We start from the raw sequence: 20474 nt of genomic DNA, 5'->3' as shown, positions 1-20474 counted from the left end.
CGCATCCCGCGAACGCGTCCGGTCTCCGTGCGCTCCCCGTCAACCGCGGGGATAGGGCCAGGGGTTGGGCCGGCAGTGGATGCCGTCGTGGTCGAGGAACTTGGTCTGCTGCTGCATGACCGGCGCCAGCTGGCCGTCCTTGTCGCAGCTGACATGGCCGTAGCCGAGGCGGTGGCCGACCTCGTGGTTGATCAGCATCTGGCGGTAGGGGTGGATCTTGTTCCCGTAGGTCTTGGAGCCCTGTGCCCAGCGATAGGCGTTGATCATCACGCGCTCGGTGGAGGCCGAGTCGCACGAGACGTTGTCCTCGGTGGTGTCGAGGCCCGACTTGGCGCACCAGGCGGCGGTGGTACCGGGACTGGCGAGCGTGATCACGAAGTCGGCCCTGCCGGAGGACACCCGCTCGAAGGTGCGGGCACCGTCGTGGGCCCAGCTGCGGTCGTCGTTGAGGGTCTTCTGGACGGCCTGCGCGAAGAGTTCGCCGTCGAGGCCGAGCCCCTCCTCCACATCGACGCGATAGGTGTACTTGCGCCCCGTGCCGGGTGCCTCGGCGGCACCGGGGATCACGGCGAACTTCCCGGATCCCGTCAGCGTGGGACTGAGCGGGGCCTTCTCCCCCATCGCCTGCTCGTACGTCAGCGGTGTCGGGTCGGCCGGCTCCGAGGGGGTCGGGCGGGTGTCGTCGAGGGCCGGGGGGTCGTACAGGCCGTGGGCCTGACCGGATTCCGCGGCGGTGGTGTCGTTCTGCCCGTCGGCGACCTGGCCGGCGACGACGACCGCGAGCACGGTGGTGACCGCGGCGGCGGCGATCCCGGTGAAGGTGAGCCCCTTGCCGCCCGCCCTCCGGGCCGGCGCCCCGGTCCCGGTCGCCGGCGCGCCGTCGGTGTCCGCGGGTCGGCCGCCGAGGCCCCCGGGGCGGGGAGCGGGGACGCCGCGACGGGGTGCGAGGACCTCCTCGTCCCCGTCGAAGGCGTCGAGGTACTCCTGGCGGGGGCCGCCGTTCTGGGTGCGCTGGTGCGGGATACGGGGTGCGCGGCGCCCCAAAGGCGCGGCCTGCGGCGCCGCGCCGGCCCTGAACTCGCCCCAGCCGCCGCCCGGTTCACGCTGCTGGGGATGTCCGCCGCGGACCTGCGGAGAGCCCTGGTCCACAGTGCCGCCGGACGGACGCGGCACCCCGTGCGCCGGGGTCCCCTCCGCCGGACGCGGCCCGCCGCGCGCCGGAGCCCCGTCCCTGCGCGGCTCGCCGGCGGCCGGAGTGGCGCCCGTGAATCGGGGCATCCCCCGAGCCGGGGTCCTGTCGTCCGGCCACGGGCCGGGTTGCGACGCACCGGCGAACCGGGAGACCCCCGGTGCGGTCGTGCCCTCGGGGAGCCACGGGGCACCCGGACCCGGCCGGCCGTCGGCCGTGCGGGACGGACCGGCCGCGCCGGGCCCCGACGCCGGTTCCGCCGACGGGTCCGGGGCCGCGCCCTTGTCCGTACCGGTCCTGTTGCCCCGCCCCTTGCGGCTGTGCCGCCCCACGTCGCGTCTCAGCTCCCCGCGCCCGTGGTACCGGGCTCGTCCGTCGCCATGGAGCCGCTGACGTCGGGCTCCTCGCCGAGGATAGCGTCAGGACGCTCCCCGCCGGGTGCGGAGCCCTCCACCGGTTCGGGCAACTCGCCCGCGTGATCGAGCAGTTCACGGAACGCCGTGGCCACCGACTCGGGGTACTCCATCATCGCGACATGCCCCGCGTCCGGCAGTGACAGCAGCCGGGAGTCGCGGAAGGCGCGCGCCGCCCGCTGGGCCATGCGGAACGACACCAGCTGGTCCCGGCCTCCGTAGACCAGCAGGGTCGGTGCGAGCACCCGCTCCGCCTGGCGCCACAGACCGTGCTGGCCGCCCAGCGTGTACGCGTTCACGATCCCGCGTGCCGAGCGTGCCATCGCGTCCCAGAAGTACGGCAGCCGCAGCCGCCGTTCCATCTCCTCGACCGCGCTGCGGAAGCCCTCCGGAGTGACCCGCCGGGGGTCGCCGTAACAGAGCGCCATGACCCCGCGGACGCGGTCCTCGGCCGTCCACTCCCTGGTGTGGCGGGTGAACAGACCGGCGACGCCGGGCAGCGCGAGCAGTCCCGTCGGCACGGCGCCGCGCTGGACGAAGATCTCCGGGAGGGCCGGCGAGACGAGCGTGAGCGTGCGCACCAGATCGGGGCGTACGGCCGCCACCCGCGTGGCGACGGCACCACCCATCGAATTGCCGAACAGATGCACGGGGCCGCGCTCGGCCGCGTCGAGACAACGGATCACCGCGCGCGCGTGCCCGGTGACGGAGTAGTCGCCGTCGTCGGGCGGCGGCGAGTCGCCGAAGCCCGGCAGATCGACGGCCTCGCCGTCGACGAGCCCGTCGAGCAGCGCCATCAGCGGCGACCAGTTCTGGGAGGAGCCGCCGAGTCCATGGACATACAGCGCGGGCGGCAGCCCCTCGCGCTTCGGCGGCCTCGACCGCACCGTCAGGGTGATCCCCTGCAGTCGCATCGACCTGAGCCGTTCGCCCTCCTCGACCTTGACGGGCGACACCCTGGGGAACACGGTGGAGGCCGGCACGGACGGCAGTTCGGTCGAAGACATGCGGGCAATGTTACGAGACGATCACGCGGCGGTTTGTGTGTTCGCGGTCACAGCGGGCCCGGCCCATGGTCCCGCCGGAGGCCGCGTCCCGCCGGAGACGGCCGCACCCGGCGACCCGATCGCACCACACATAGCGCCCCGATCGGGTGTCTCCTAGGCTCGTAGCAGGGCACCCGTGGGTGGACCCTGCCTCTTTCAGGGACGTGCCAGGAGTTCTAGGAAGGGAGCCCGCCATGACCGTGGACCCCACCGATCCCGAGACGTTCGAGGACGACGGGACCGAGATCGTCGATCGCGATGTGGAGGCCCCGGAGAACGACATCGCCGAGCAGATCGCGGACGTTCCCCCGGAGCGGGAGGAACCTCTGACCGAGGAGGAGGTCCTGCGGGCCGATGAGGCGGACCTCGCGGAGCAGAAACGCGTCGTGACCCTGGACGAGGACGACTACCGGTGAGAGACCGGTACGAGGCTCCCGGTACGGGGCGGGCCCCGGCCGGGTACGGGACCGGTGAGGTACGGCGAGGAGCGTCCCGGACGGGCGGTCTCCCTGCGAGGATCCACGCCCGGGCACCTTTCGCCCGGCCTGCCCCTTCGGTGCACCTCGCGTGGTTTTCGTCACCGTCCGGTCCATGAAATTCTGCGTTCGCACCGCGCACAGCACGGTTACCGAAAAGTACGATGGCCGGCGCGGCGCACACCGCATGAGGACGACATTGGGAGGCGGCGTGACAGCCATCGAGCAGACAGAGGCAGCACGCCCGCGAGGCACGCGCCTGCCGCGCCGTGCCCGTCGGAACCAGCTGCTGGGCGCCGCCCAGGAGGTTTTCGTGGCCCAGGGGTATCACGCGGCCGCGATGGACGACATCGCCGAGCGCGCCGGAGTCAGCAAGCCGGTGCTCTACCAGCACTTCCCGGGCAAGCTCGACCTCTATCTGGCCCTGCTGGACCAGCACTGCGAGGCCCTGCTCCGGGCCGTGCGCGAGGCGCTCGCGTCGACCAGCGACAACAAGCAGCGGGTACGGGCCACCATGGACGCCTACTTCGCGTATGTGGAGGACGACGGCGGCGCCTTCCGGCTGGTCTTCGAGTCGGATCTGACGAACGAGCCCGCCGTGCGCGAGCGCGTCGACAAGGTCACCATCGAGTGCGCGGAGGCGATCTGCGAGGTCATCGCCGAGGACACCGGACTGTCCCGGGCCGAATCGATGCTGCTGGCCTCGGGTCTCGGCGGCCTCGCCCAGGTCGTGGCGCGCTCCTGGCTGCACAGCGACCGCAGCGTCCCCCGCGACCAGGCGGTGCAGCTGCTCACCTCGCTGGCCTGGCGGGGCATCGCCGGGTTCCCGCTGCACGGCAGCGAACAACAGCACTGAGCACGGGCCGGCAGGCACGAGCGGCGCGCGGTGAGCACGGACTCCGAGGACGGCGGGCCGGACGTCCCGGCCGTTCTGTTCCCGTCGGCTGTTCGCTCCTGGCGTTCCGGGGCGGAGCGTACGCATCCCCTCACCGGGCTAATGTGTGCTGGTACGGCGCGGACGGCCGCGCACATCACTGACCGTCGGAGGGACAAAGCCGTGGAGGTCAAGATCGGCGTGCAGCACGCGCCCCGCGAGATCGTTCTGGAGAGCGGTCAGACTGCCGAGGAGGTCGAGCGTCTCGTGGGCGAGGCACTGGGCGGAAAGTCGCCGCTGCTGAGCCTGGTGGACGAGCACGGCCGCAAGCTGCTCGTCCCGTCCGACCGCCTCGCGTACGTGGAGATCGGCGAGACCGCTCCGCGCAAGGTGGGCTTCGGCACGCTGTAGTTCCGGACGGAGCGTGGCAGGGCCCGGTGGCACATCGCCGCCGGGCCCTGCCACATCCCGGGGCAGATGAGGATTGTGTTCCGCATGTCGGGGGTAGGACCGGCTAGGACCGATTTGCCCAGGCAGCAGCCGTGCGGGAGGAACCTCGTCATGCTTGTGGAAGCGCTCGGCTCCGCCGTCCTGGGGCTCGTGCTGGCCTGGGCGGCCGCACATCGGCTGCCGCGCCGGCTCCCCGCCCGCACCCTGGTGCTGTCGACGGGTGTGGCGGGGGCGCTCTTCGGGGCGTTCATCACCCACAGCTCGCTGGGCTCGGCCCGCCTTCTGGTGATCCTCACGGGCGCGCTGATCGTCTCCGCGGCCTCGGTGTCACTGCTGCTGCGGCCCGCGGAGAGATTTCGCCGCCGGTCGGCTCCGGCCTGAGGCCGCCGGTCACCCGGCCCGAAGGGACTCCGGGCCCCGACCGGGACCTACGGCCGCCGCGCGATGGCCCCGCGGCGGCCGCGTGCCGCTCAGGCGGCCAGGCCCAGGGCCGCCATCCGCTTGGTGTGCGCCTCGGTGATCCGGGAGAACATCCTGCCGACCTCGGCGAGGTCGAAGCCGTCCGCGACACCGCCGACCAGCATCGTCGACAGCGCGTCCCGCTCGGCGACCACCCGCTGCGACTGCGACAGGGCCTCGCCCATCAGCCGCCGTGCCCAGAGCGCGAGCCGCCCGCCCACCCGGGGGTCGGCGTCGATCGCCGCGCGCACCTTCTCCACGGCGAAGCTGGCATGCCCGGTGTCGTCCAGCACACCGAGGACCAGCCCGCGCGTGTCCGCGTCCAGATGGGCCGCGACCTCCCGGTAGAAGTCACTGGCGATCGAGTCGCCCACATACGCCTTGACCAGGCCCTCCAGCCAGTCCGACGGCGCCGTCTGCTTGTGGAAGCTCTCGTACGCCGTGACGAACGGCTCCATCGCCTCCGTCGGCGCGGCCCCGATCTCGGTGAGGCGGTCCCTGATCCGCTCGAAGTGGTGGAACTCGGCGGACGCCATCTTCGCCAGCTCCGCCTTGTCCGCGAGCGAGGGGGCGAGCTTCGCGTCCTCAGCGAGCCGTTCGAACGCCGCCAGCTCGCCGTACGCCAGCGCGCCCAGCAGGTCCACGACCGCGGCGCGGTACTGGGGGTCGGCTGAGGCCTTCGCCCAGTCCTGGGCGGCGACCGAGGTGGGTCCGGCAGAGGCGTCGGAGGCGTTGTCAGGCGTCGTCATGAAGCGCACAATAGCCCGCTCGTGGCGCCGTGGAGGTCCCCGTCCGATCAGTGTGACGACGGCTACGTCACGGAATCGCCCCACACATGTGCGTGATTCCGGGGTATGGTGGTAATGCGCCTGCCGAATATTCGACGGGCTGCACGCATGAGGATGCCCGGTCGGTGGCCCGATCGGCTCCGACCCGACAGCCCTCCTCACCCGTACGTCACTGTTGTGTACGGCATCCGGAGGGAACCCTCAGCGGTACGAGCGCTGGAGCGTCGGCGTGGTCCCGTGCCACAGGCCCGTCCCCCACAGCAGGCCGACGTCACGCGCACGGTCACGACCCCCGCGTTCGCCTCGTATCGCGCACACAGAAGAGGCAGCACCCTGACTACCACTTTTCGAGAACTCGGGATTCTTCCGGAGACCGCCGAGGCCCTGGAGGCCGTCGGCATCGTCCATCCCTTCCCCATCCAGGAGATGACGCTCCCCGTAGCCCTCTCCGGCACCGATGTCATCGGCCAGGCCAAGACCGGTACCGGCAAGACGCTCGGCTTCGGGCTCCCGCTCCTGGAGCGTGTCACCGTCCCCGTGGACGTCGAGGCGGGCCGTGCCGGCCCCGAGGCCCTCACGGACGCCCCCCAGGCGCTGGTCGTCGTCCCCACCCGCGAGCTGTGCACCCAGGTCACCAACGATCTGCTCACCGCCGGCAAGGTGCGCAATGTGCGGGTCACCGCGATCTACGGCGGCCGGGCCTACGAGCCCCAGGTCGAGGCCCTGAAGAACGGCGTCGACGTGGTCGTCGGCACCCCGGGCCGCCTGCTGGACCTGGCCGGCCAGAAGAAGCTGAACCTGAAGCATGTGAAGTGCCTGGTGCTCGACGAGGCCGACGAGATGCTCGACCTGGGCTTTCTGCCCGACGTCGAGAAGATCCTCGCCATGCTGCCGGCCAGGCGCCAGACCATGCTGTTCTCGGCGACCATGCCGGGCGCGGTCATCGGACTGGCCCGCCGCTATATGTCGCAGCCCACCCACATCCGCGCCACGGCGCCGGACGACCAGGGCGCGACGGTCGCCAACATCCAGCAGTTCGTCTACCGCGCGCACTCGCTCGACAAGCCCGAGATGGTCGCGCGCATACTGCAGGCCGAGGGCCGCGGACTGGCGATGGTCTTCTGCCGTACGAAGCGGACGGCGGCCGACATCGCCGAGCAGCTCCAGCGGCGCGGCTTCGCCTCCGGCGCGGTCCACGGCGACCTGGGCCAGGGCGCGCGCGAGCAGGCCCTGCGGGCGTTCCGCAACGGCAAGGTGGATGTGCTCGTCTGCACCGATGTGGCCGCGCGCGGCATCGATGTCGAGGGCGTCACACATGTCATCAACTACCAGTCGCCCGAGGAGGAGAAGACCTATCTGCACCGCATCGGCCGGACGGGTCGCGCGGGTGCGTCGGGCACGGCGATCACCTTCGTCGACTGGGACGACATCCCGCGCTGGCAGCTGATCAACAAGGCGCTGGAGCTGGGCTTCAACGACCCGGCGGAGACCTACTCCACCTCCCCGCACTTCTTCTCGGACCTCAAGATCCCCGAGGGCACCAAGGGTGTCCTGCCGCGCTCCGAGCGCACCCGCGCGGGTCTCGCGGCGGAGGAGCTGGAGGATCTCGGCGAGCCGGGCGGCCGGGGCTCACGCGGCGGCGGCCGCCGCCCCTCGGGCCCGTCCGAGGAGCGTGAGCGTCCGGCGGCGCGTACGCCGCGGCGCCGACGTCGCACCCGGAACGGTGCACCGGTCGACGCCGAGGCCGCCACGGAGGCGTCCGGCACCACGGAGTCCGTGGTGGCGGACGAGTCGGTGGAGCCGCGCACGCCGCGCCGCCGTCGCCGGATGCGCGGCGGGGTGTCTGCGGAGCAGACCGCCGCGGTGACGGAGACGGAGCAGCCCACGGTGCCCGAGGCCGCGGAGGCCGTCCTGGACACCGCCGAACCGGTGAAGCCGCGCCGCCGCCGTACCCGCAAGGGCACGGAGGCCGCTCCGGCCGCCGTCGAGGCCGACGTGACCGAAACGGCTCCCGCCGCCCCGGAGACCGCGGTCGACACGGCCGAGGCCGTCGAGACCAAGCCGAGCCGTCGCACCCGCAAGGCCGCGGACACGGCCCCGGCCGCCACCGAGGCGGCTGCGGACGCCGTGGACACGGCGGAGGCCAAGCCCCGGCGCCGCACCCGCAAGGCCGCCCAGCCCGCCGAGGCGGCTGAGGCAGCGGTCCGGACGGACGGGGACGAGGCACCGGCCAGGCCGCGGCGCACCCGCAAGGCCGCCGAGGCTGTCGTCGACACCGCTGAAGCAGCCGAGGCCAAGCCCCGGCGCCGGACCCGTAAGACCGCGGAGGCAGCCCCCGCTGCCGAGGCCGAGGCGGGCGCGGACGCCGCGGAGACCAAGCCGCGCCGTCGGACCCGCAAGGCCGCCGAGGCGGCCCCCGCGGACGCCGAGAGCTCCCTCGCCCCGCAGGCGGTCGAGGAGGCCGAGGTCAAGCCCCGGCGCCGGGTGCGCAAGGCGGTGACCGCGGAGGCCGAGGTCGAACCGCAGTCGGAGGAGGCGGCACCCGCCAAGCCGAGGCGGCGCACCCGTAAGGCCGTGGAGTCCGCCGAGGGCTGACACGTCCCCCGCGACGGCCCGTCACCGCTCGACGGGCGTCACCGCACGACGGCCCGTCCCCTTCACGGGGGCGGGCCGTCGGCGTACCCGGGGTCGGCACACCGAGATGTCATGCGGCACTCCCCGCGCCGGATCCCGACCGCCCGGTAACCTCGCCTCATGAGCCGTCCCCCTGCCTTCACCCCGCCCTCCGGAGTCCGGGCCCGCCGGCTCGCCACGGAACGCGGGGAGTTCGCCGTGCTCGACGCGGAGCCTTCGACGTCACCGGCCAAGGGGACCGTGCTGATGCTGCCGGGGTTCACCGGCAGCAAGGAGGACTTCATCGCCGTACAGCCCCTGCTGGCGGCGGCCGGCTACCGGACCGTCGCGGTCGACGGGCGAGGACAGTACGAGTCCCCCGGCCCCCGGGACGACGAGGCGCCCTACGCACAGGCCGAACTGGCGCGCGATGTGATCGCACAGGCGCATTCCGTGGGTGCGCCCGTGCATCTGCTCGGGCACTCCCTGGGCGGCCAGATCGCCCGTGCCGCCGTCCTCCTCGACGCGTCCCCGTTCGTCTCGCTCACCCTGATGTCCTCAGGACCGGCGCAGATCGCCGCGCCCCAGCAGCAGCGCGTCAAGCTGCTGAGCGACGCCCTCGCCGTCCTGGACATGGCCCAGGTCTGGGAGGCCATCCAGGCGATGGAACCTCCGGAGGTCTCCAGCGCCGGTGATGTCGTGGAGGGGCTCCGCGACGGGGACGATCTGCGCCGCCGCTGGCTGGGCAACAGCCCCGCCCAGCTCCTCGCCACGGGCCGGCAGCTGTGCGGGGAGCCCGACCGGGTGACCGAGCTGGCCGACCTCGGTCTGCCCGTGCATGTGCTGTCCGGCGAACGCGACGACACCTGGCCCGTCCCGCTGCTGGACGAGATGGCCGTCCGGCTGGGCGCCGCCCGCACCGTCGTGGCCCAGGCCGAGCACTCCCCCAACACCGACCGGCCCGAACAGACGGCCGACGCCCTGGCCGCGTTCTGGAACCGGCTCCTGCGGTCCTGAGACCGCCTCGTACCGGCTTCTGGCCTCGTCCTGGGGGCCGTTCCCGCCCCGCGGACCGCGTCAGTACTGTCCTTGCAGGTGCTCCCAGAATCCGTCGCGCAGCGCGCGACGCAGATCCGCCTGGCCGCGCAGCGAGTACTGCAGTATGCCCTCCGCCTCCACCAGCAGGTCCTGGTCGACGGAGCCGGGCAGATAGGGGTGGCCGGGAAGCAGCTCCGCCAGCGTCTCGCGGCCTCGCTCCGCCAGCCATTTGGCGGCGATCTGCGCGCCCACGAAGCGGACGTCCTCCCTCGTGGGGCGGGCCGCGGACGAGGCCTCGTAGGTCGCGGCCGTCCGCCGGGTCACATACGACTTGAAGAAGTCGAGTTCCAGGGTGCGCTGGCTGTCGACCTCCCACAGCAGCGGTTCCGCCTGGTTGCGGCCCTCGGCCGCCTCGATGCCCCACAGATGCACCCGGGCCCCGTACCCCTGCGCCGCCTCGACCGCCGACACCAGGTCCTCGTCTCCGCCGATGAGCGCCGCGTCGCTGATGGCACGGTGCCGGGCCAGTGATTCGAGATCGGATCTGATGAGCGAGTCGACACCCTTCTGCTGGTTGTTGGCGTTGAGGTTGCCGAGGCGCACCTTCACGTCCGGAAGCTCGGCGATGCACTGCTGCTCGGCCGTGTGGATACGGCGTCTGGCGCCGTCGTACCAGTACACACGCAGCAGCCGGCTGTCCGCGAAGACGGTGCGGGCCTTGTCGATGAGGGCCTCGATCAATCCCTCGGCATCGAGGTCGAAGGCCCTGCGGTCCTCGGTGCCCGCGACAAGCCGCCCCGCCGCCGCGTAGAGGTAGCCGGCGTCCACGAAGATCGCGTGGGTCGAGGGCGTCTTGGCCACCTCGGCGAGCATGCGCTGAAGCAACTCGTTCGTGTGGTCGATGCGGGCGCCGAGCGCCGCCAGGTCTGCGTTCATACTGCCTCCCATTGTCCCGGCGGTCACGCTGCGAACACAACCGGTCCCAAGCAGTGCATCATGAACACAACTAACTCAGGATTCCGCTCACCAGCGAGTCATTAGCCGCTCGAAAAATTTCCTTAGCGTAGGGAATATTTGCCATGGGCATCCCGTTGGACCTGCACAGGAGCGGGGCACCGTCCGCTCGCTCCGCCCATCAGTAGTTCTCCTCAGGAGGATGACCAGACGAAGGGAGAAGCCCTTGCGCTTCGAAATCATGCGCCTCGACGACGTCGACGGTACGCCCGTGGACACCACCGTCGTGGACGCCGCCTCCGTCACGCAGATCGTTCAGCAGGCCGCCGCCGTCGGGCAGCGCCTCTGGATCCGCCCGGCCGACTCGTCCGTCTCATAAGCCCCAGGCATCGCGCGGCGGCCCCAGCGGGCGCGCGGCGCGCACCATGACACTCCGAAGCCCCGTACGGCACGATGCCGTGCGGGGCTTCGTCTGCCGCCCGCGCACCACGGGAGCGGCCGGCGACCGGCACCCGGGGACGCGACCGCTCAGCCTCCCCGGACGATCTGGGTGACGCCGTTGACGATCTGCTGGACGGCGATCGCGGAGAGCATCATCCCCGCGAGCCGGGTCACCAGGACCACACCGCCGTCCTTGATCACGCGGATGATCAGCAGCGAGTAGCGCATCACCAGCCACAGCACGACATGGATCGCCAGGATCGCCGACCACACCGACACCTGGGTGCTCACACTGTGGGCCTTCTGGACCGCGAGGATCACCGAGACGATCGCGCCGGGACCGGCCAGCAGGGGCATACCGAGCGGCACCAGGGCGACATTGACGTCCTTGGTCTGCTTGGGCTCGTCGGTCTTGCCGGTCAGCAGGTCGAGGGCGATCAGCAGAAGCAGCAGCCCGCCCGCGATCATCAGCGCGGGTACCGAGACATGCAGGTAGTCGAGGATCTGGTGGCCCAGCACACCGAACACCGCGATGACGCCCAGGGCCACACAGACGGCCTGGAAGGCCATCCGCCGCTGCGTCTTGGCGGGGCGCCCGGCGGTGAGCGCGAGAAAGATCGGGGTGATCCCGGGGGGATCCATGATCACAAACAGGGTGACAAAGAGCGAACCGAAAACGGCGACGTCGAACATGGTGAGCCTTGCGGAGAAGTACAGATGTGCAGAAGCACGACGGACGAGCGCGCGGCAGAAGAGAGCCGCGGCCATTGAGGTATGCACGTCACGCCGGAAAGGCATGTGACGGCCGGACGAACGGGGGGCTGCCGGAGGCCGAGGAACAGGGGAGACCGGGAACTACGGCACGGCTAGGCGCTCCGGCGTCCGCCGGCGCCCGGCACCGGGAACGCCCCGGTGGCCCGGCGGGTGATCTCCCCGTACACCTCGGGATCGGTGGTGTACTCCCCGAGCACGCAGGTCTTGCGGCTGCCGTGGTAGTCGGAGGAGCCCGTGACGAGGAGTCCCAGTTCGGCGGCGAGGCCGCGGAGCCGGGCCCGGGTGTCCCGGTCGTGGTCCATGTGATCGACCTCGATGCCGTCGAGCCCGGCGACGGCGAGGTCCGCGACGGCGGACTCGGGCACGGTACGTCCGCGCTTGGAGGCTGCCGGGTGCGCGAAGACGGTGACCCCGCCCGCGGCCTTGACGAGCCGGATCACCTCGAACGGATCGCTCTCGTGCTTCTCGACGTACGCCCGCCCGCCGTCGGCCAGCCACTCGGGGGTGAACGCGTCCGAGACGCTGTCCACGACACCGAGTTCGACCAGGGCGGAGGCGATGTGCGGCCGTCCGACCGAGCCCCCGCCCGCGATGCGCGCCACCTGCTCCCAGGTGATCGGCACGCCCAGATCGCACAGCTTGGCGATCATGGCGCGGGCCCGCGGGACCCGGTCGTCCCGCACCAGCTCGCGCTCGGCGAGCAGCGCGGGCTCCTCGGGGTCGAAGAGGTAGGCCAGCATGTGCAGGCCGATGCCGTCCAGCCGGCAGGAGAGCTCGGCGCCGGTGACGAGGGTCACTCCCCCGGGCAGCGCGGCGATCGCCTCCGCATGGCCGCGGGTGGTGTCGTGATCGGTGAGCGCGACGACGTCCAGTCCGGCGGCAGCGGCGTTCCGCACCAGCTCGGCCGGGGTGTCCGTGCCGTCGGACGCGGTGGAGTGGGTGTGCAGATCGATGCGCACGACACGGACTCCAAGCGGGACGGGACGGAAGGGGACGCTCAAGGATAACGGGCTTCCGGAGCCCTCTGTCACACCCGAGCCGGGGTTGCGCCCCCTACGCACGCTCCCGCGGTCACGGCTCCAGCAGCCGGGGGGAGAGCGCCCCGTACGGCAGCAGGTCGACCTCCGCACCCGCGTCCCGCAGATCGGTCAGCACCAGCTCGTCGTACAGCAGCATGCCGGTCTGCTCGGGCCAGACCACCGCCCACAGCCACAGTCCGAGCGCCTCGCCCGCGAAGACCGCGCGATCGTCGGGGGTGCCCGTGACATGCCACAGCGGGGTGGGGCGGCCGGCGGCCAGCACCTTCGCCTGGGGCGGCTTCTCGACGTTCAGATAAGGACCGGGGTCCGGGCCGTCGACACCCGCATAGCGCGCACCGAGTCCGACCCCCAGCTCCTCGGCGACGAGGATCATCTCCCCCATGCCGCCGAGCGGTCCGGGGCCCGAGCAGGCCACGGCCGTCGCCCGGCCGCCACTGCGGTCGTCGCCCGCACAGGCCACGCCCGTGAACAGCCAGCCGACCGGCAGCGGCCACGGCATCCACACCGGCACCCGGGCACGGTGCACCACGACGCCGAGAGCCTCGACGCTGGGCGGGATCACAGGCTGCAGGGGATGCACATTGCCATGGACATCGCACTGCCAGGAGTCGGCGAAGAGTCCGGGAGCCCTGACCCGGCCACCGCACTTCGGGCAACTGGGTTCGCCCCTCATAGGGCCCCACGGTCCTCCCCGCCCAGCGCCGCGTCAAGGACGATCACCCGTCCGGAGTGCGCCCCTCGCGCCCCCTCGCACCTCCACACCTCCGCCGACCGGCCTTGACCGGGGAAATTAGATGTAACTTGCATTCATTAGGGCCTCTAACATAATGTATGCATACACCAACCATCTTTCGAGGAGAGACTGCGAGGACACGCATGAGCAGCACAGGAGGGCCCGCCACGGGGACCGCCGAACCGGATCCGTTCGATGTGGGGGCCGGTGGCCTGCTGCGGCAGCCGAAGGCCGTCTGGGCGACCGCCGGCGCGTCCGTCGTGGCCTTCATGGGCATCGGGCTGGTCGACCCGATCCTGCCGTCCATCGCCCAGGGCCTCCAGGCGACCGCCGGCCAGGTCTCCCTCCTCTTCACCTCGTACTTCCTGATCACCGCCGTGGCGATGCTGCTCACCGGAGTCGTCTCCAGCCGCATCGGCGGGCGCAGGACGCTGCTGCTGGGCCTCGCCTTCGTCGTGGTCTTCGCGGCCCTGGCGGGCACCTCGGGCTCCGTCGGCCAGCTCGTCGGCTTCCGGGCCGGCTGGGGTCTCGGCAACGCGCTCTTCGTCTCCACGGCCCTCGCCGTGATCGTCGGCGCGGCGGCCGGCGGCAGCGCGGCGGCGATCCTGCTGTACGAGTCGGCGCTGGGCCTCGGCATGGCGTGCGGCCCACTGCTCGGCGCACTGCTCGGGAACGCCAGCTGGCGCTACCCGTTCTTCGGTACGGCCACACTGATGGCGATCGGCTTCGTCTGCATCACGGCGTTCCTGAAGGAGCAGCCGAAGCCCGCGCGGAAGACCTCGCTGCTCGACCCGGTCAGGGCGCTCGGCCACGGCGGTCTCGCCTCCGTGGCGGCCTCCGCGTTCTTCTACAACTACACGTTCTTCACCGTGCTGGCCTTCACCCCGTTCGTGCTGGACATGACCCCGTACCGGTCGGGTGCGGTGTTCTTCGGCTGGGGCCTGCTGCTCGCCGTCTGCTCGGTGATCGTGGCGCCCCGGCTGCAGGCACGCCTCGGCTCGCTGAAGGTGCTCGGCGGCTCCCTGGTGCTGCTGGCGCTCGACGTCCTGGTGCTCGGCTACGGCGACCACACCACGGCCGTGGTCTGCACGGTCCTGTCCGGCGCGTTCATCGGCGTGAACAACACGGTCTACACCGAACTGGCCCTGGGCGTCTCGGACGCCCCGCGCCCGGTGGCCAGCGCGGGTTACAACTTCGTGCGCTGGTTCGCCGCCGCGGCCGCGCCCTATCTGGCGCCCAAGATCGAGGGGTGGACCGATGTCCATGTCCCGTTCGTGGTCGCGGCGGCCACCGCGGTGGCGGGCGCGCTCGTGGTCCTCGTACGGCGCAATGCGCTCACCCATGAGGCGGAGGAGCTGGAGACCCGTCACGCCGTACGGGACAGCGTGGCCGCCTTCGCCGACTGACGGCCCTGACGGCGGCGGCCTGTCCGGTGATCTTGCTCACCGGACAGGTCCGGCGATTCAGTCCAACGGGACGGATCCCCGGGACGGGTCCCGGGGATCCGTCCCCTTCGCCAGCCAGCGCTCCTGGAGGGCCCCGGCGCCGTGTACCCGCTTCCAGGCGGCCTCGAGGGGAGTCATCGGCAGCAGCGGAAGGAACCGCACCGGATCGAGGGGTTCCGTCAGCTCCAGGTCCGCCACAAGACCGCCCGGCTCCGCGACCAGGACCGAGGTGAACGGGGCCCCCGGCCACAGCGGCGCCCCCACGTCCAGCGAGGCACCGGGCGCCAGGACCACGCCCTCGACCTGCGGGGACGCGGCGAGCACGGCGAGCGGGCGCAGCACCTTGTCGGTGTCGGCGAGGCCGCCGCGGACGGAGAGGACCAGCTCGGCCCGGGGTCCCTCGACGGGGTCGGCGAGCATCGCCGCGGGGTCCGTCATGGGCCGGACGGACATGCCGAGGGTGGCATAGCGCAGGACGTCGCCCTCGCGGAAACGCAGCACCTCGATGCGGTCGGTACCCAGAAAGGTGACCGCGGCGCGGGCGTCCGGTTCGCCCAGCGCGGTACGCAACCGGGCCTCGACCAGTGGAAGAACATCGGCCATGCGGTGAGCATAGAACTCGTCAGCAGGGAGCAAAGCGGCGCCTTGACACTGCGGTCGGCTGATACTCTTGGCCGGTGGTTTCGGGCCGCCCGCCGAAGCATCGCGATCGGTTTCCGACACCTTGAGACTTCCCTACGGGGAATGGATCGTCCCTCACCAGGGACCGGCCGGAGGAGGTGGGGCTGCCATGGATCGAAGTCGACCGTGCAGTACCGCCCGCTCTTCCGGCCACTGATGCAGCCGCTCTGGCTCCGGCCCACCTCTCGCTGTGTGCCGCTCTTCGTGCGGATCCCCGGGAGACCCGCTCCGGACCTCCGGGTACACCGCGGAAGAGCATGTCGTTTCGTACCACCTGATCTGTTGATCTGAATCAGCAGCGAAGCCCGCCACCGCGACGGTACGGTGCTTCCCGCTTTGTGGACGTGCCACACCTCTTCCCCTGTCCCAGGACAGGGAGACGCCTGGCCAGGACGTCCCCATTCCGGGCAGTTCCACCCGTCCCCGGCATCTTTCGCTGCCCGACGCGAAGGAGCCCGCCATGTCGATGATCCGTGACCTGCGCGCCGCGGTCCGCCCCTCCCGCCCCGCCCCGCGCAAGGAGTCCGGCACCTACGACACGACACGGGACCCCGCGACCCCCTCCGCCGTCGTCGACTGCGCGGTCTACCGGGACGGCGAGCGCGTCGAGACGCAGAAGCCGCTGTCCCCGCACGAGGCGATGCGCCTGGTACGGCGCGACGGGGGCTTTGTGTGGATGGGGCTGCATGAGCCGACCGAGGCCGAATTCGCCGGTATCGCGGGAGAGTTCGGGCTGCACCCGCTGGCGGTCGAGGACGCGGTGCAGGCGCACCAGCGCCCCAAGCTGGAGCGCTACGACGACTCCCTCTTCACCGTCTTCAAGACCATCCACTACGTCGACCACGACCATCTGCCGGCCAACAGTGAGGTCGTCGAGACCGGCGAGGTCATGTGCTTCACCGGGCGGGACTTCTTCATCACGGTCCGGCACGGCGGGCAGGGGTCGCTCCGGGCGCTGCGGCACCGGCTGCAGGACGACCCCGAGCTGCTCGCCAAGGGCCCCTCGGCCGTGTTGCACGCGATCGCCGACCATGTCGTCGACGGCTATATCGCGGTGGCGGACGCGCTGCAGGACGACATCGACGAGGTGGAGACGGAGGTGTTCTCGCCGGACCGCAAAGGAACGCCACGGGGCACCGACGCGAGCCGTATCTACCAGCTCAAGCGCGAGGTACTGGCGTTCAAGCGCGCGGTGGCGCCGCTGCTGCGGCCGATGCTGCTGCTGAGCGAGCGGCCGATGCGGCTGATCGACCCGGACATCCAGAAGTACTTCCGCGATGTCGCCGACCATCTCGCCCGCATCCATGAGCAGGTGGTGGGCTTCGACGAGCTGCTGAACTCGATCCTCCAGGCCAATCTGGCGCAGGCGTCCGTCGCGCAGAACGAGGACATGCGCAAGATCACGGCCTGGGCGGCGATCATCGCCGTGCCGACCATGGTGTGCGGTGTCTACGGCATGAACTTCCAGAACATGCCCGAGGTGCACTGGAAGTACGGCTACCCGGTGATCATGAGCGTCACGGTGGCCATCTGTCTGGGCATCCACCGCACACTGAAGCGGAACGGCTGGCTGTAGGGGCCGGGCGAAAGACCCTAGGCTGGGCACATGACAAGCGAGCTGCTCGACCGGGCCCTCGTCGAGGAGGCCACCAAGAAGTCCGGGCTGATCTGGGTCCGGGGCACCGGGCCCGCCCCCGCGCGGGCCCTCTGGCACGTGTGGCACGAGGGGGCGGCCTGTGTGGTGGGCGACGGCCCCGGCGAGCAGCCGCTGCCCGGTCTGACCGACGGCGGAGAGGCGGTCGTCACGGTCCGCAGCAAGGACAAGGGCGGCCGGCTCGTCGGCTGGCCCGCGCGGGTGGTCGAACTGGCACCGGGATCACCCGAGTGGGAGAGCACGGTCGGCGAGCTCAAGGGCAAGCGGCTGAACGCTTCCGACGCCGAGGAGATGCCCGGACGGTGGCGCCGCGAGTGCCGGGTGCTGCGCCTTGAGCCGGCGGGCGGCACGCTGCCGCTGCCGCAGGACTCCCTGGCGGCCCCGCCGCCGCCCACCCCGGCCACCACACGGCGCCCGATCCCGGCCGCCCTGCCCCGCCTGCTGCGCCGCAAGCGCCGCGGCACCGGCGCCGCGTAGGGGCCCGGGAGCGTCGGACCTCCTGGCCCGCGGGGCCGCCGACGACGGCCGGTACCTGGCGGAGCAGGACGCCTAGGACGACGGCAGTTGCTGCCCGTAGTCCACCGTCTGCTCCTTCGGCGGTTCCGACAGGGCGAAGTCCTTGCCCCAGTCCGAGAGCCGTAGCGTGCCCGCGTTGCCGGCGCGGACCAGACGCAGCGGATAAGGGGTCCCCTCCAGCGAGACGTCCAGCGTGCCGCCGGAGCCGTTGTCGCCCGAGACACGGATCGTGCGGACGCCGCTCTGCTCATGGTGGCCGTCCGTCGCCAGCGTGCCGTGCAGCGTGAGGAGCCCGTCGAGGAGCACGTCCTTGTCGGTGAAGCCGCTGAAGCGCTTGTAGGCCGGATCCCCGGTCGGCACCTTCACATACTTCCCGTCGAGTGTGTTCGCCACGGCCGCCGGGCTCCCGTCGTCCTCCTTGCCGTCTTTGCCGTCCTGCTGGTTCCAGAACTCCGCGTCGGCCTTGAGATACAGGTGTTCGTCGACCCTGAGCAGCTGGAACGTGCCGTTCTTCGAGGTGACCGAGCCGGAGCCGCCCCCGGCCCTGAGCCGCATGTCGAGCGTGTAGGTGGCGCCATTGCTGACCACGGTCCCGGACAGCCGCACCGAGGCGGCCGATTTCGCCGCCGTCCGCGTGCGCTTCTGGATCGTCTCGGCCGGCAGCTTGCCCACCCCGTTCGTCCCCTCGTCCGGGTCCGGAGCACTGCATCCTGTGAACCCCGTCCCCATCACGACCAGGGCGCAGATCGCGCTCATCAGTGCGGCCCTGCGGGTACGGCCCTGGGAAATCACGGTCACAGGTGGGGCTGCCTCTCGTACGGGGAGTCCTCATCGGCGTACGGCAGCGTACCGGTGCCCGGGAGCCCTTCCGGAGCCAGTCCTTCCAGGTCTCTCGCCAGGGCGTACGACATCGGGACGGGCTAGCCTGAAGCCCACGCGAGCGGACAGAACGGCCGGAACAGGAGGCGCGGGCATGGCGGCAGGCGCCCCTCGCATCTTCGTCTCGCATCTGGCCGGCATCGCTGTCTTCGACCCCAGCGGCGACCAGGTCGGACGCGTGCGCGACCTGGTCGTGGTGCTGCGCGTCGGCCGCCGTCCCCCGCGTCTGCTCGGACTGGTCGTCGAACTCTCCACCCGCCGCCGTATCTTCCTGCCCATGACCCGGGTGACGGGCATCGAGTCCGGCCAGGTCATCACCACCGGTGTGCTGAATGTGCGCCGCTTCGAGCAGCGGCCCACCGAGCGGCTGGTCTTCGGGGAGCTGCTCGACCGCCGCGTGGGGCTCGTGGAGACCGGTGAGGAGGTCACCGTCCTCGATCTCTCCGTGCGGCAGCTGCCCGCCCGCCGGGAATGGGAGGTCGACAAGGTCTTCGTTCGCAAGGGGAGGGGCGGGGCGTTCCGGCGCGGCGGGGACGGACGGCGCGTGGCGCTCCCCTGGAGGGGCGGGAGCGGGAGACGGGCGGGAGAGACGCTGACCGTGGAATGGTCCGCGGTCACCGGGTTCTCCCTGGAGGAACAGGGGCAGGGCGCCGAGAGTCTGCTGGCCACCTTCGAGCAGCTGCGGCCCGCCGACCTCGCCAATGTGCTGCACCATCTCTCCGCCAAGCGCCGCGCCGAGGTGGCCGCCGCCCTCGACGACGACCGGCTCGCCGATGTTCTCGAACAACTGCCCGAGGACGATCAGGTCGAGATCCTCGGCAAGCTGAAGGAGGACCGCGCCGCGGACGTCCTGGAGGCGATGGACCCGGACGACGCGGCCGATCTGCTCGCCGAGCTGCCGGAGGACGAGAAGGAGCGGCTGCTGAGCCTGATGCAGCCCGCCGACGCGGCCGACATGCGGCGCCTGATGGCGTACGAGGACAGGACCGCGGGCGGGCTGATGACCACGGAGCCGATCGTGCTGCGGCCCGACGCCACCGTGGCCGACGCCCTCGCCCGGGTCCGCAACCCCGATCTGTCGCCCGCCCTGGCCGCCCAGGTCTATGTCTGCCGCTCACCGGACGAGACGCCGACCGGCACCTATCTGGGGACCGTGCATTTCCAGCGGCTGCTGCGGGACCCCCCGTACACCCTGGTCAGCTCGCTCCTCGACGACGATCTACAGCCCCTGGCCCCGGACGCGCCGCTGCCCGTGGTGGCCGGTTTCTTCGCGACCTACGACATGGTCGCCGCGCCCGTCGTCGACGAGTCCGGCTCGCTGCTCGGCGCGGTGACCGTGGACGACGTACTGGACCACATGCTGCCGGAGGACTGGCGGGAGACGGAGTTCGACCTGACCGAGGAGGGGGCCGCCGATGGCAGCTGAGCGCGACAGGGGCCCCTCCGGCTCGACCGCCTCCGCCCGCTCCCGCATCCGGCTGGACCAGCCGCAGCCCCGGCGCACCCGGGTGCTGCCCGAGTGGGACCCGGAAGCCTTCGGACGCATGTCGGAGCGGATCGCACGGTTCCTGGGCACCGGGCGGTTCATCGTCTGGATGACGGTGGTCATCGTCGTCTGGCTGGTGTGGAACGTGACCGCGCCGCGCCCGCTGCGCTTCGACCCGTACCCGTTCATCTTTCTGACCCTGATGCTGTCCCTGCAGGCCTCCTACGCGGCCCCGCTGATCCTGCTGGCGCAGAACCGCCAGGACGACCGCGACCGGGTCAACCTCGAACAGGACCGCAAGCAGAACGAGCGGTCGATCGCGGACACCGAGTATCTGACCCGGGAGGTGGCCGCGCTGCGCACCGGCCTCGGCGAGGTCGCCACCCGCGACTGGATCCGTTCCGAGCTCCAGGACCTCGTGCGGGAACTGGACGGCCGACGGCGGCCCGACGGACAGGCCCCCTTCCCCGCCGAACGGCCGGGCGGACGTGACACGGACGACGGCTGACGGGCTTCCCTGGGCCG

At 71.6% G+C, this 20474-nt stretch carries 21 protein-coding genes; 12 read left to right on the top strand and 9 right to left on the bottom strand.

Annotation, left to right across the window (positions count from 1 at the left end; genetic code table 11):
- Window positions 1-39: 39 nt before the first annotated feature.
- Together CP978_RS22235 and CP978_RS22230 are read right to left on the bottom strand one after the other, a co-directional pair.
- Window positions 40-1521: a DUF3152 domain-containing protein gene (locus tag CP978_RS22235; RefSeq protein WP_376697949.1), complete on the bottom strand. Its 1482-nt coding sequence runs from the start codon at window positions 1519-1521 to the stop codon at window positions 40-42.
- A gap of 8 nt (window positions 1522-1529) precedes the next feature.
- Window positions 1530-2609 carry an alpha/beta fold hydrolase gene (locus CP978_RS22230; RefSeq protein ID WP_052454238.1) on the bottom strand — a complete coding sequence of 360 codons (1080 nt, stop codon included), beginning with the start codon at window positions 2607-2609 and terminating at the stop codon, window positions 1530-1532.
- A 233-nt stretch (window positions 2610-2842) separates the two neighbouring features.
- Here CP978_RS22230 and CP978_RS22225 point away from each other — a divergent pair, with 233 nt between their 5' ends.
- The 4 genes from CP978_RS22225 to CP978_RS22210 all read left to right on the top strand — a co-directional run bounded on the left by CP978_RS22225 (window position 2843) and on the right by CP978_RS22210 (window position 4829).
- The gene (locus CP978_RS22225) at window positions 2843-3064 is read left to right on the top strand and encodes a hypothetical protein (RefSeq protein ID WP_043443666.1); all 222 of its coding nucleotides are present in this window, start codon (window positions 2843-2845) and stop codon (window positions 3062-3064) included.
- A 271-nt stretch (window positions 3065-3335) separates the two neighbouring features.
- The gene (locus CP978_RS22220; protein ID WP_150478282.1) at window positions 3336-3980 is read left to right on the top strand and encodes a TetR/AcrR family transcriptional regulator; all 645 of its coding nucleotides are present in this window, start codon (window positions 3336-3338) and stop codon (window positions 3978-3980) included.
- A gap of 201 nt (window positions 3981-4181) precedes the next feature.
- Window positions 4182-4409: a DUF3107 domain-containing protein gene (locus CP978_RS22215; protein ID WP_043443662.1), complete on the top strand. Its 228-nt coding sequence runs from the start codon at window positions 4182-4184 to the stop codon at window positions 4407-4409.
- A gap of 150 nt (window positions 4410-4559) precedes the next feature.
- Entirely contained in the window at window positions 4560-4829 is a 270-nt protein-coding gene (locus CP978_RS22210) for a hypothetical protein (protein ID WP_043443660.1), read from the top strand.
- 89 nt (window positions 4830-4918) lie between these two features.
- On the opposite strand, the gene CP978_RS22205 is transcribed toward CP978_RS22210, so the two are convergent.
- Window positions 4919-5656 carry a ferritin-like fold-containing protein gene (locus CP978_RS22205; RefSeq protein ID WP_052454609.1) on the bottom strand — a complete coding sequence of 246 codons (738 nt, stop codon included), beginning with the start codon at window positions 5654-5656 and terminating at the stop codon, window positions 4919-4921.
- A gap of 465 nt (window positions 5657-6121) precedes the next feature.
- Between CP978_RS22205 and CP978_RS22200 the strand changes: the two genes are divergently transcribed.
- Together CP978_RS22200 and CP978_RS22195 are read left to right on the top strand one after the other, a co-directional pair.
- The gene (locus tag CP978_RS22200; RefSeq protein WP_311775021.1) at window positions 6122-8290 is read left to right on the top strand and encodes a DEAD/DEAH box helicase; all 2169 of its coding nucleotides are present in this window, start codon (window positions 6122-6124) and stop codon (window positions 8288-8290) included.
- A 159-nt stretch (window positions 8291-8449) separates the two neighbouring features.
- Window positions 8450-9325 (top strand): alpha/beta fold hydrolase, encoded by an 876-nt coding sequence (locus CP978_RS22195; RefSeq protein WP_043443654.1) that lies wholly within the window; start codon window positions 8450-8452, stop codon window positions 9323-9325.
- A gap of 60 nt (window positions 9326-9385) precedes the next feature.
- Here CP978_RS22195 and CP978_RS22190 read toward each other — a convergent pair whose 3' ends face one another.
- A complete protein-coding gene (locus tag CP978_RS22190; protein ID WP_043443653.1) occupies window positions 9386-10282 on the bottom strand; it encodes an NYN domain-containing protein in 897 nt (298 codons plus the stop codon).
- A 220-nt stretch (window positions 10283-10502) separates the two neighbouring features.
- On the opposite strand from CP978_RS22190, the gene CP978_RS22185 reads away from it, so the two are divergent.
- Window positions 10503-10679 carry a hypothetical protein gene (locus CP978_RS22185; protein ID WP_162484962.1) on the top strand — a complete coding sequence of 59 codons (177 nt, stop codon included), beginning with the start codon at window positions 10503-10505 and terminating at the stop codon, window positions 10677-10679.
- Between the two features lie 149 nt (window positions 10680-10828).
- Here CP978_RS22185 and CP978_RS22180 read toward each other — a convergent pair whose 3' ends face one another.
- The 3 genes from CP978_RS22180 to CP978_RS22170 all read right to left on the bottom strand — a co-directional run bounded on the left by CP978_RS22180 (window position 10829) and on the right by CP978_RS22170 (window position 13228).
- Window positions 10829-11434 carry a MarC family protein gene (locus CP978_RS22180; protein ID WP_043449239.1) on the bottom strand — a complete coding sequence of 202 codons (606 nt, stop codon included), beginning with the start codon at window positions 11432-11434 and terminating at the stop codon, window positions 10829-10831.
- 173 nt (window positions 11435-11607) lie between these two features.
- Window positions 11608-12474 (bottom strand): PHP domain-containing protein, encoded by an 867-nt coding sequence (locus CP978_RS22175; protein WP_043443652.1) that lies wholly within the window; start codon window positions 12472-12474, stop codon window positions 11608-11610.
- 112 nt (window positions 12475-12586) lie between these two features.
- Window positions 12587-13228: a DUF6758 family protein gene (locus CP978_RS22170; protein WP_043443650.1), complete on the bottom strand. Its 642-nt coding sequence runs from the start codon at window positions 13226-13228 to the stop codon at window positions 12587-12589.
- A 203-nt stretch (window positions 13229-13431) separates the two neighbouring features.
- Between CP978_RS22170 and CP978_RS22165 the strand changes: the two genes are divergently transcribed.
- Window positions 13432-14694, top strand: coding sequence for an MFS transporter (locus tag CP978_RS22165; RefSeq protein ID WP_052454237.1), 1263 nt, complete (start codon window positions 13432-13434; stop codon window positions 14692-14694).
- A 57-nt stretch (window positions 14695-14751) separates the two neighbouring features.
- Here CP978_RS22165 and CP978_RS22160 read toward each other — a convergent pair whose 3' ends face one another.
- Complete coding sequence (locus tag CP978_RS22160) at window positions 14752-15336, bottom strand: suppressor of fused domain protein (protein WP_043443648.1); 585 nt, start codon at window positions 15334-15336, stop codon at window positions 14752-14754.
- Window positions 15337-15874: 538 nt separating this feature from the next.
- On the opposite strand from CP978_RS22160, the gene CP978_RS22155 reads away from it, so the two are divergent.
- Both CP978_RS22155 and CP978_RS22150 read left to right on the top strand, forming a co-directional pair.
- Entirely contained in the window at window positions 15875-16990 is a 1116-nt protein-coding gene (locus CP978_RS22155) for a magnesium and cobalt transport protein CorA (RefSeq protein WP_043443646.1), read from the top strand.
- Window positions 16991-17020: 30 nt separating this feature from the next.
- Window positions 17021-17545 carry a hypothetical protein gene (locus CP978_RS22150; protein WP_150478281.1) on the top strand — a complete coding sequence of 175 codons (525 nt, stop codon included), beginning with the start codon at window positions 17021-17023 and terminating at the stop codon, window positions 17543-17545.
- Window positions 17546-17617: 72 nt separating this feature from the next.
- On the opposite strand, the gene CP978_RS22145 is transcribed toward CP978_RS22150, so the two are convergent.
- The gene (locus CP978_RS22145) at window positions 17618-18382 is read right to left on the bottom strand and encodes a hypothetical protein (RefSeq protein ID WP_174498661.1); all 765 of its coding nucleotides are present in this window, start codon (window positions 18380-18382) and stop codon (window positions 17618-17620) included.
- A gap of 175 nt (window positions 18383-18557) precedes the next feature.
- On the opposite strand from CP978_RS22145, the gene CP978_RS22140 reads away from it, so the two are divergent.
- Complete coding sequence (locus CP978_RS22140) at window positions 18558-19889, top strand: magnesium transporter MgtE N-terminal domain-containing protein (RefSeq protein WP_043443642.1); 1332 nt, start codon at window positions 18558-18560, stop codon at window positions 19887-19889.
- Window positions 19879-20457, top strand: coding sequence for a DUF1003 domain-containing protein (locus tag CP978_RS22135; RefSeq protein WP_043443640.1), 579 nt, complete (start codon window positions 19879-19881; stop codon window positions 20455-20457). Before CP978_RS22140 ends, CP978_RS22135 begins: the two co-directional genes overlap by 11 nt.
- Window positions 20458-20474 lie beyond the last annotated feature (17 nt).

This window comes from Streptomyces nodosus, from assembly GCF_008704995.1.
Lineage (GTDB): Bacteria > Actinomycetota > Actinomycetes > Streptomycetales > Streptomycetaceae > Streptomyces > Streptomyces nodosus.
Note: the sequence above shows the minus strand (reverse complement) of the source record. Positions and strands in the feature narration are given on the sequence as shown.

Coding starts and splice junctions, on each gene's coding strand:
- CP978_RS22230 (WP_052454238.1), bottom strand. CDS start 2,609: ATGTCTTCGACCGAACTGCCGTCCGTGCCGGCCTCCACCGTGTTCCCC.
- CP978_RS22225 (WP_043443666.1), top strand. CDS start 2,843: ATGACCGTGGACCCCACCGATCCCGAGACGTTCGAGGACGACGGGACC.
- CP978_RS22210 (WP_043443660.1), top strand. CDS start 4,560: ATGCTTGTGGAAGCGCTCGGCTCCGCCGTCCTGGGGCTCGTGCTGGCC.
- CP978_RS22205 (WP_052454609.1), bottom strand. CDS start 5,656: ATGACGACGCCTGACAACGCCTCCGACGCCTCTGCCGGACCCACCTCG.
- CP978_RS22200 (WP_311775021.1), top strand. CDS start 6,122: ATGACGCTCCCCGTAGCCCTCTCCGGCACCGATGTCATCGGCCAGGCC.
- CP978_RS22195 (WP_043443654.1), top strand. CDS start 8,450: ATGAGCCGTCCCCCTGCCTTCACCCCGCCCTCCGGAGTCCGGGCCCGC.
- CP978_RS22190 (WP_043443653.1), bottom strand. CDS start 10,282: ATGAACGCAGACCTGGCGGCGCTCGGCGCCCGCATCGACCACACGAAC.
- CP978_RS22185 (WP_162484962.1), top strand. CDS start 10,503: ATGACCAGACGAAGGGAGAAGCCCTTGCGCTTCGAAATCATGCGCCTC.
- CP978_RS22180 (WP_043449239.1), bottom strand. CDS start 11,434: ATGTTCGACGTCGCCGTTTTCGGTTCGCTCTTTGTCACCCTGTTTGTG.
- CP978_RS22170 (WP_043443650.1), bottom strand. CDS start 13,228: ATGAGGGGCGAACCCAGTTGCCCGAAGTGCGGTGGCCGGGTCAGGGCT.
- CP978_RS22165 (WP_052454237.1), top strand. CDS start 13,432: ATGAGCAGCACAGGAGGGCCCGCCACGGGGACCGCCGAACCGGATCCG.
- CP978_RS22160 (WP_043443648.1), bottom strand. CDS start 15,336: ATGGCCGATGTTCTTCCACTGGTCGAGGCCCGGTTGCGTACCGCGCTG.
- CP978_RS22155 (WP_043443646.1), top strand. CDS start 15,875: ATGTCGATGATCCGTGACCTGCGCGCCGCGGTCCGCCCCTCCCGCCCC.
- CP978_RS22150 (WP_150478281.1), top strand. CDS start 17,021: ATGACAAGCGAGCTGCTCGACCGGGCCCTCGTCGAGGAGGCCACCAAG.
- CP978_RS22140 (WP_043443642.1), top strand. CDS start 18,558: ATGGCGGCAGGCGCCCCTCGCATCTTCGTCTCGCATCTGGCCGGCATC.
- CP978_RS22135 (WP_043443640.1), top strand. CDS start 19,879: ATGGCAGCTGAGCGCGACAGGGGCCCCTCCGGCTCGACCGCCTCCGCC.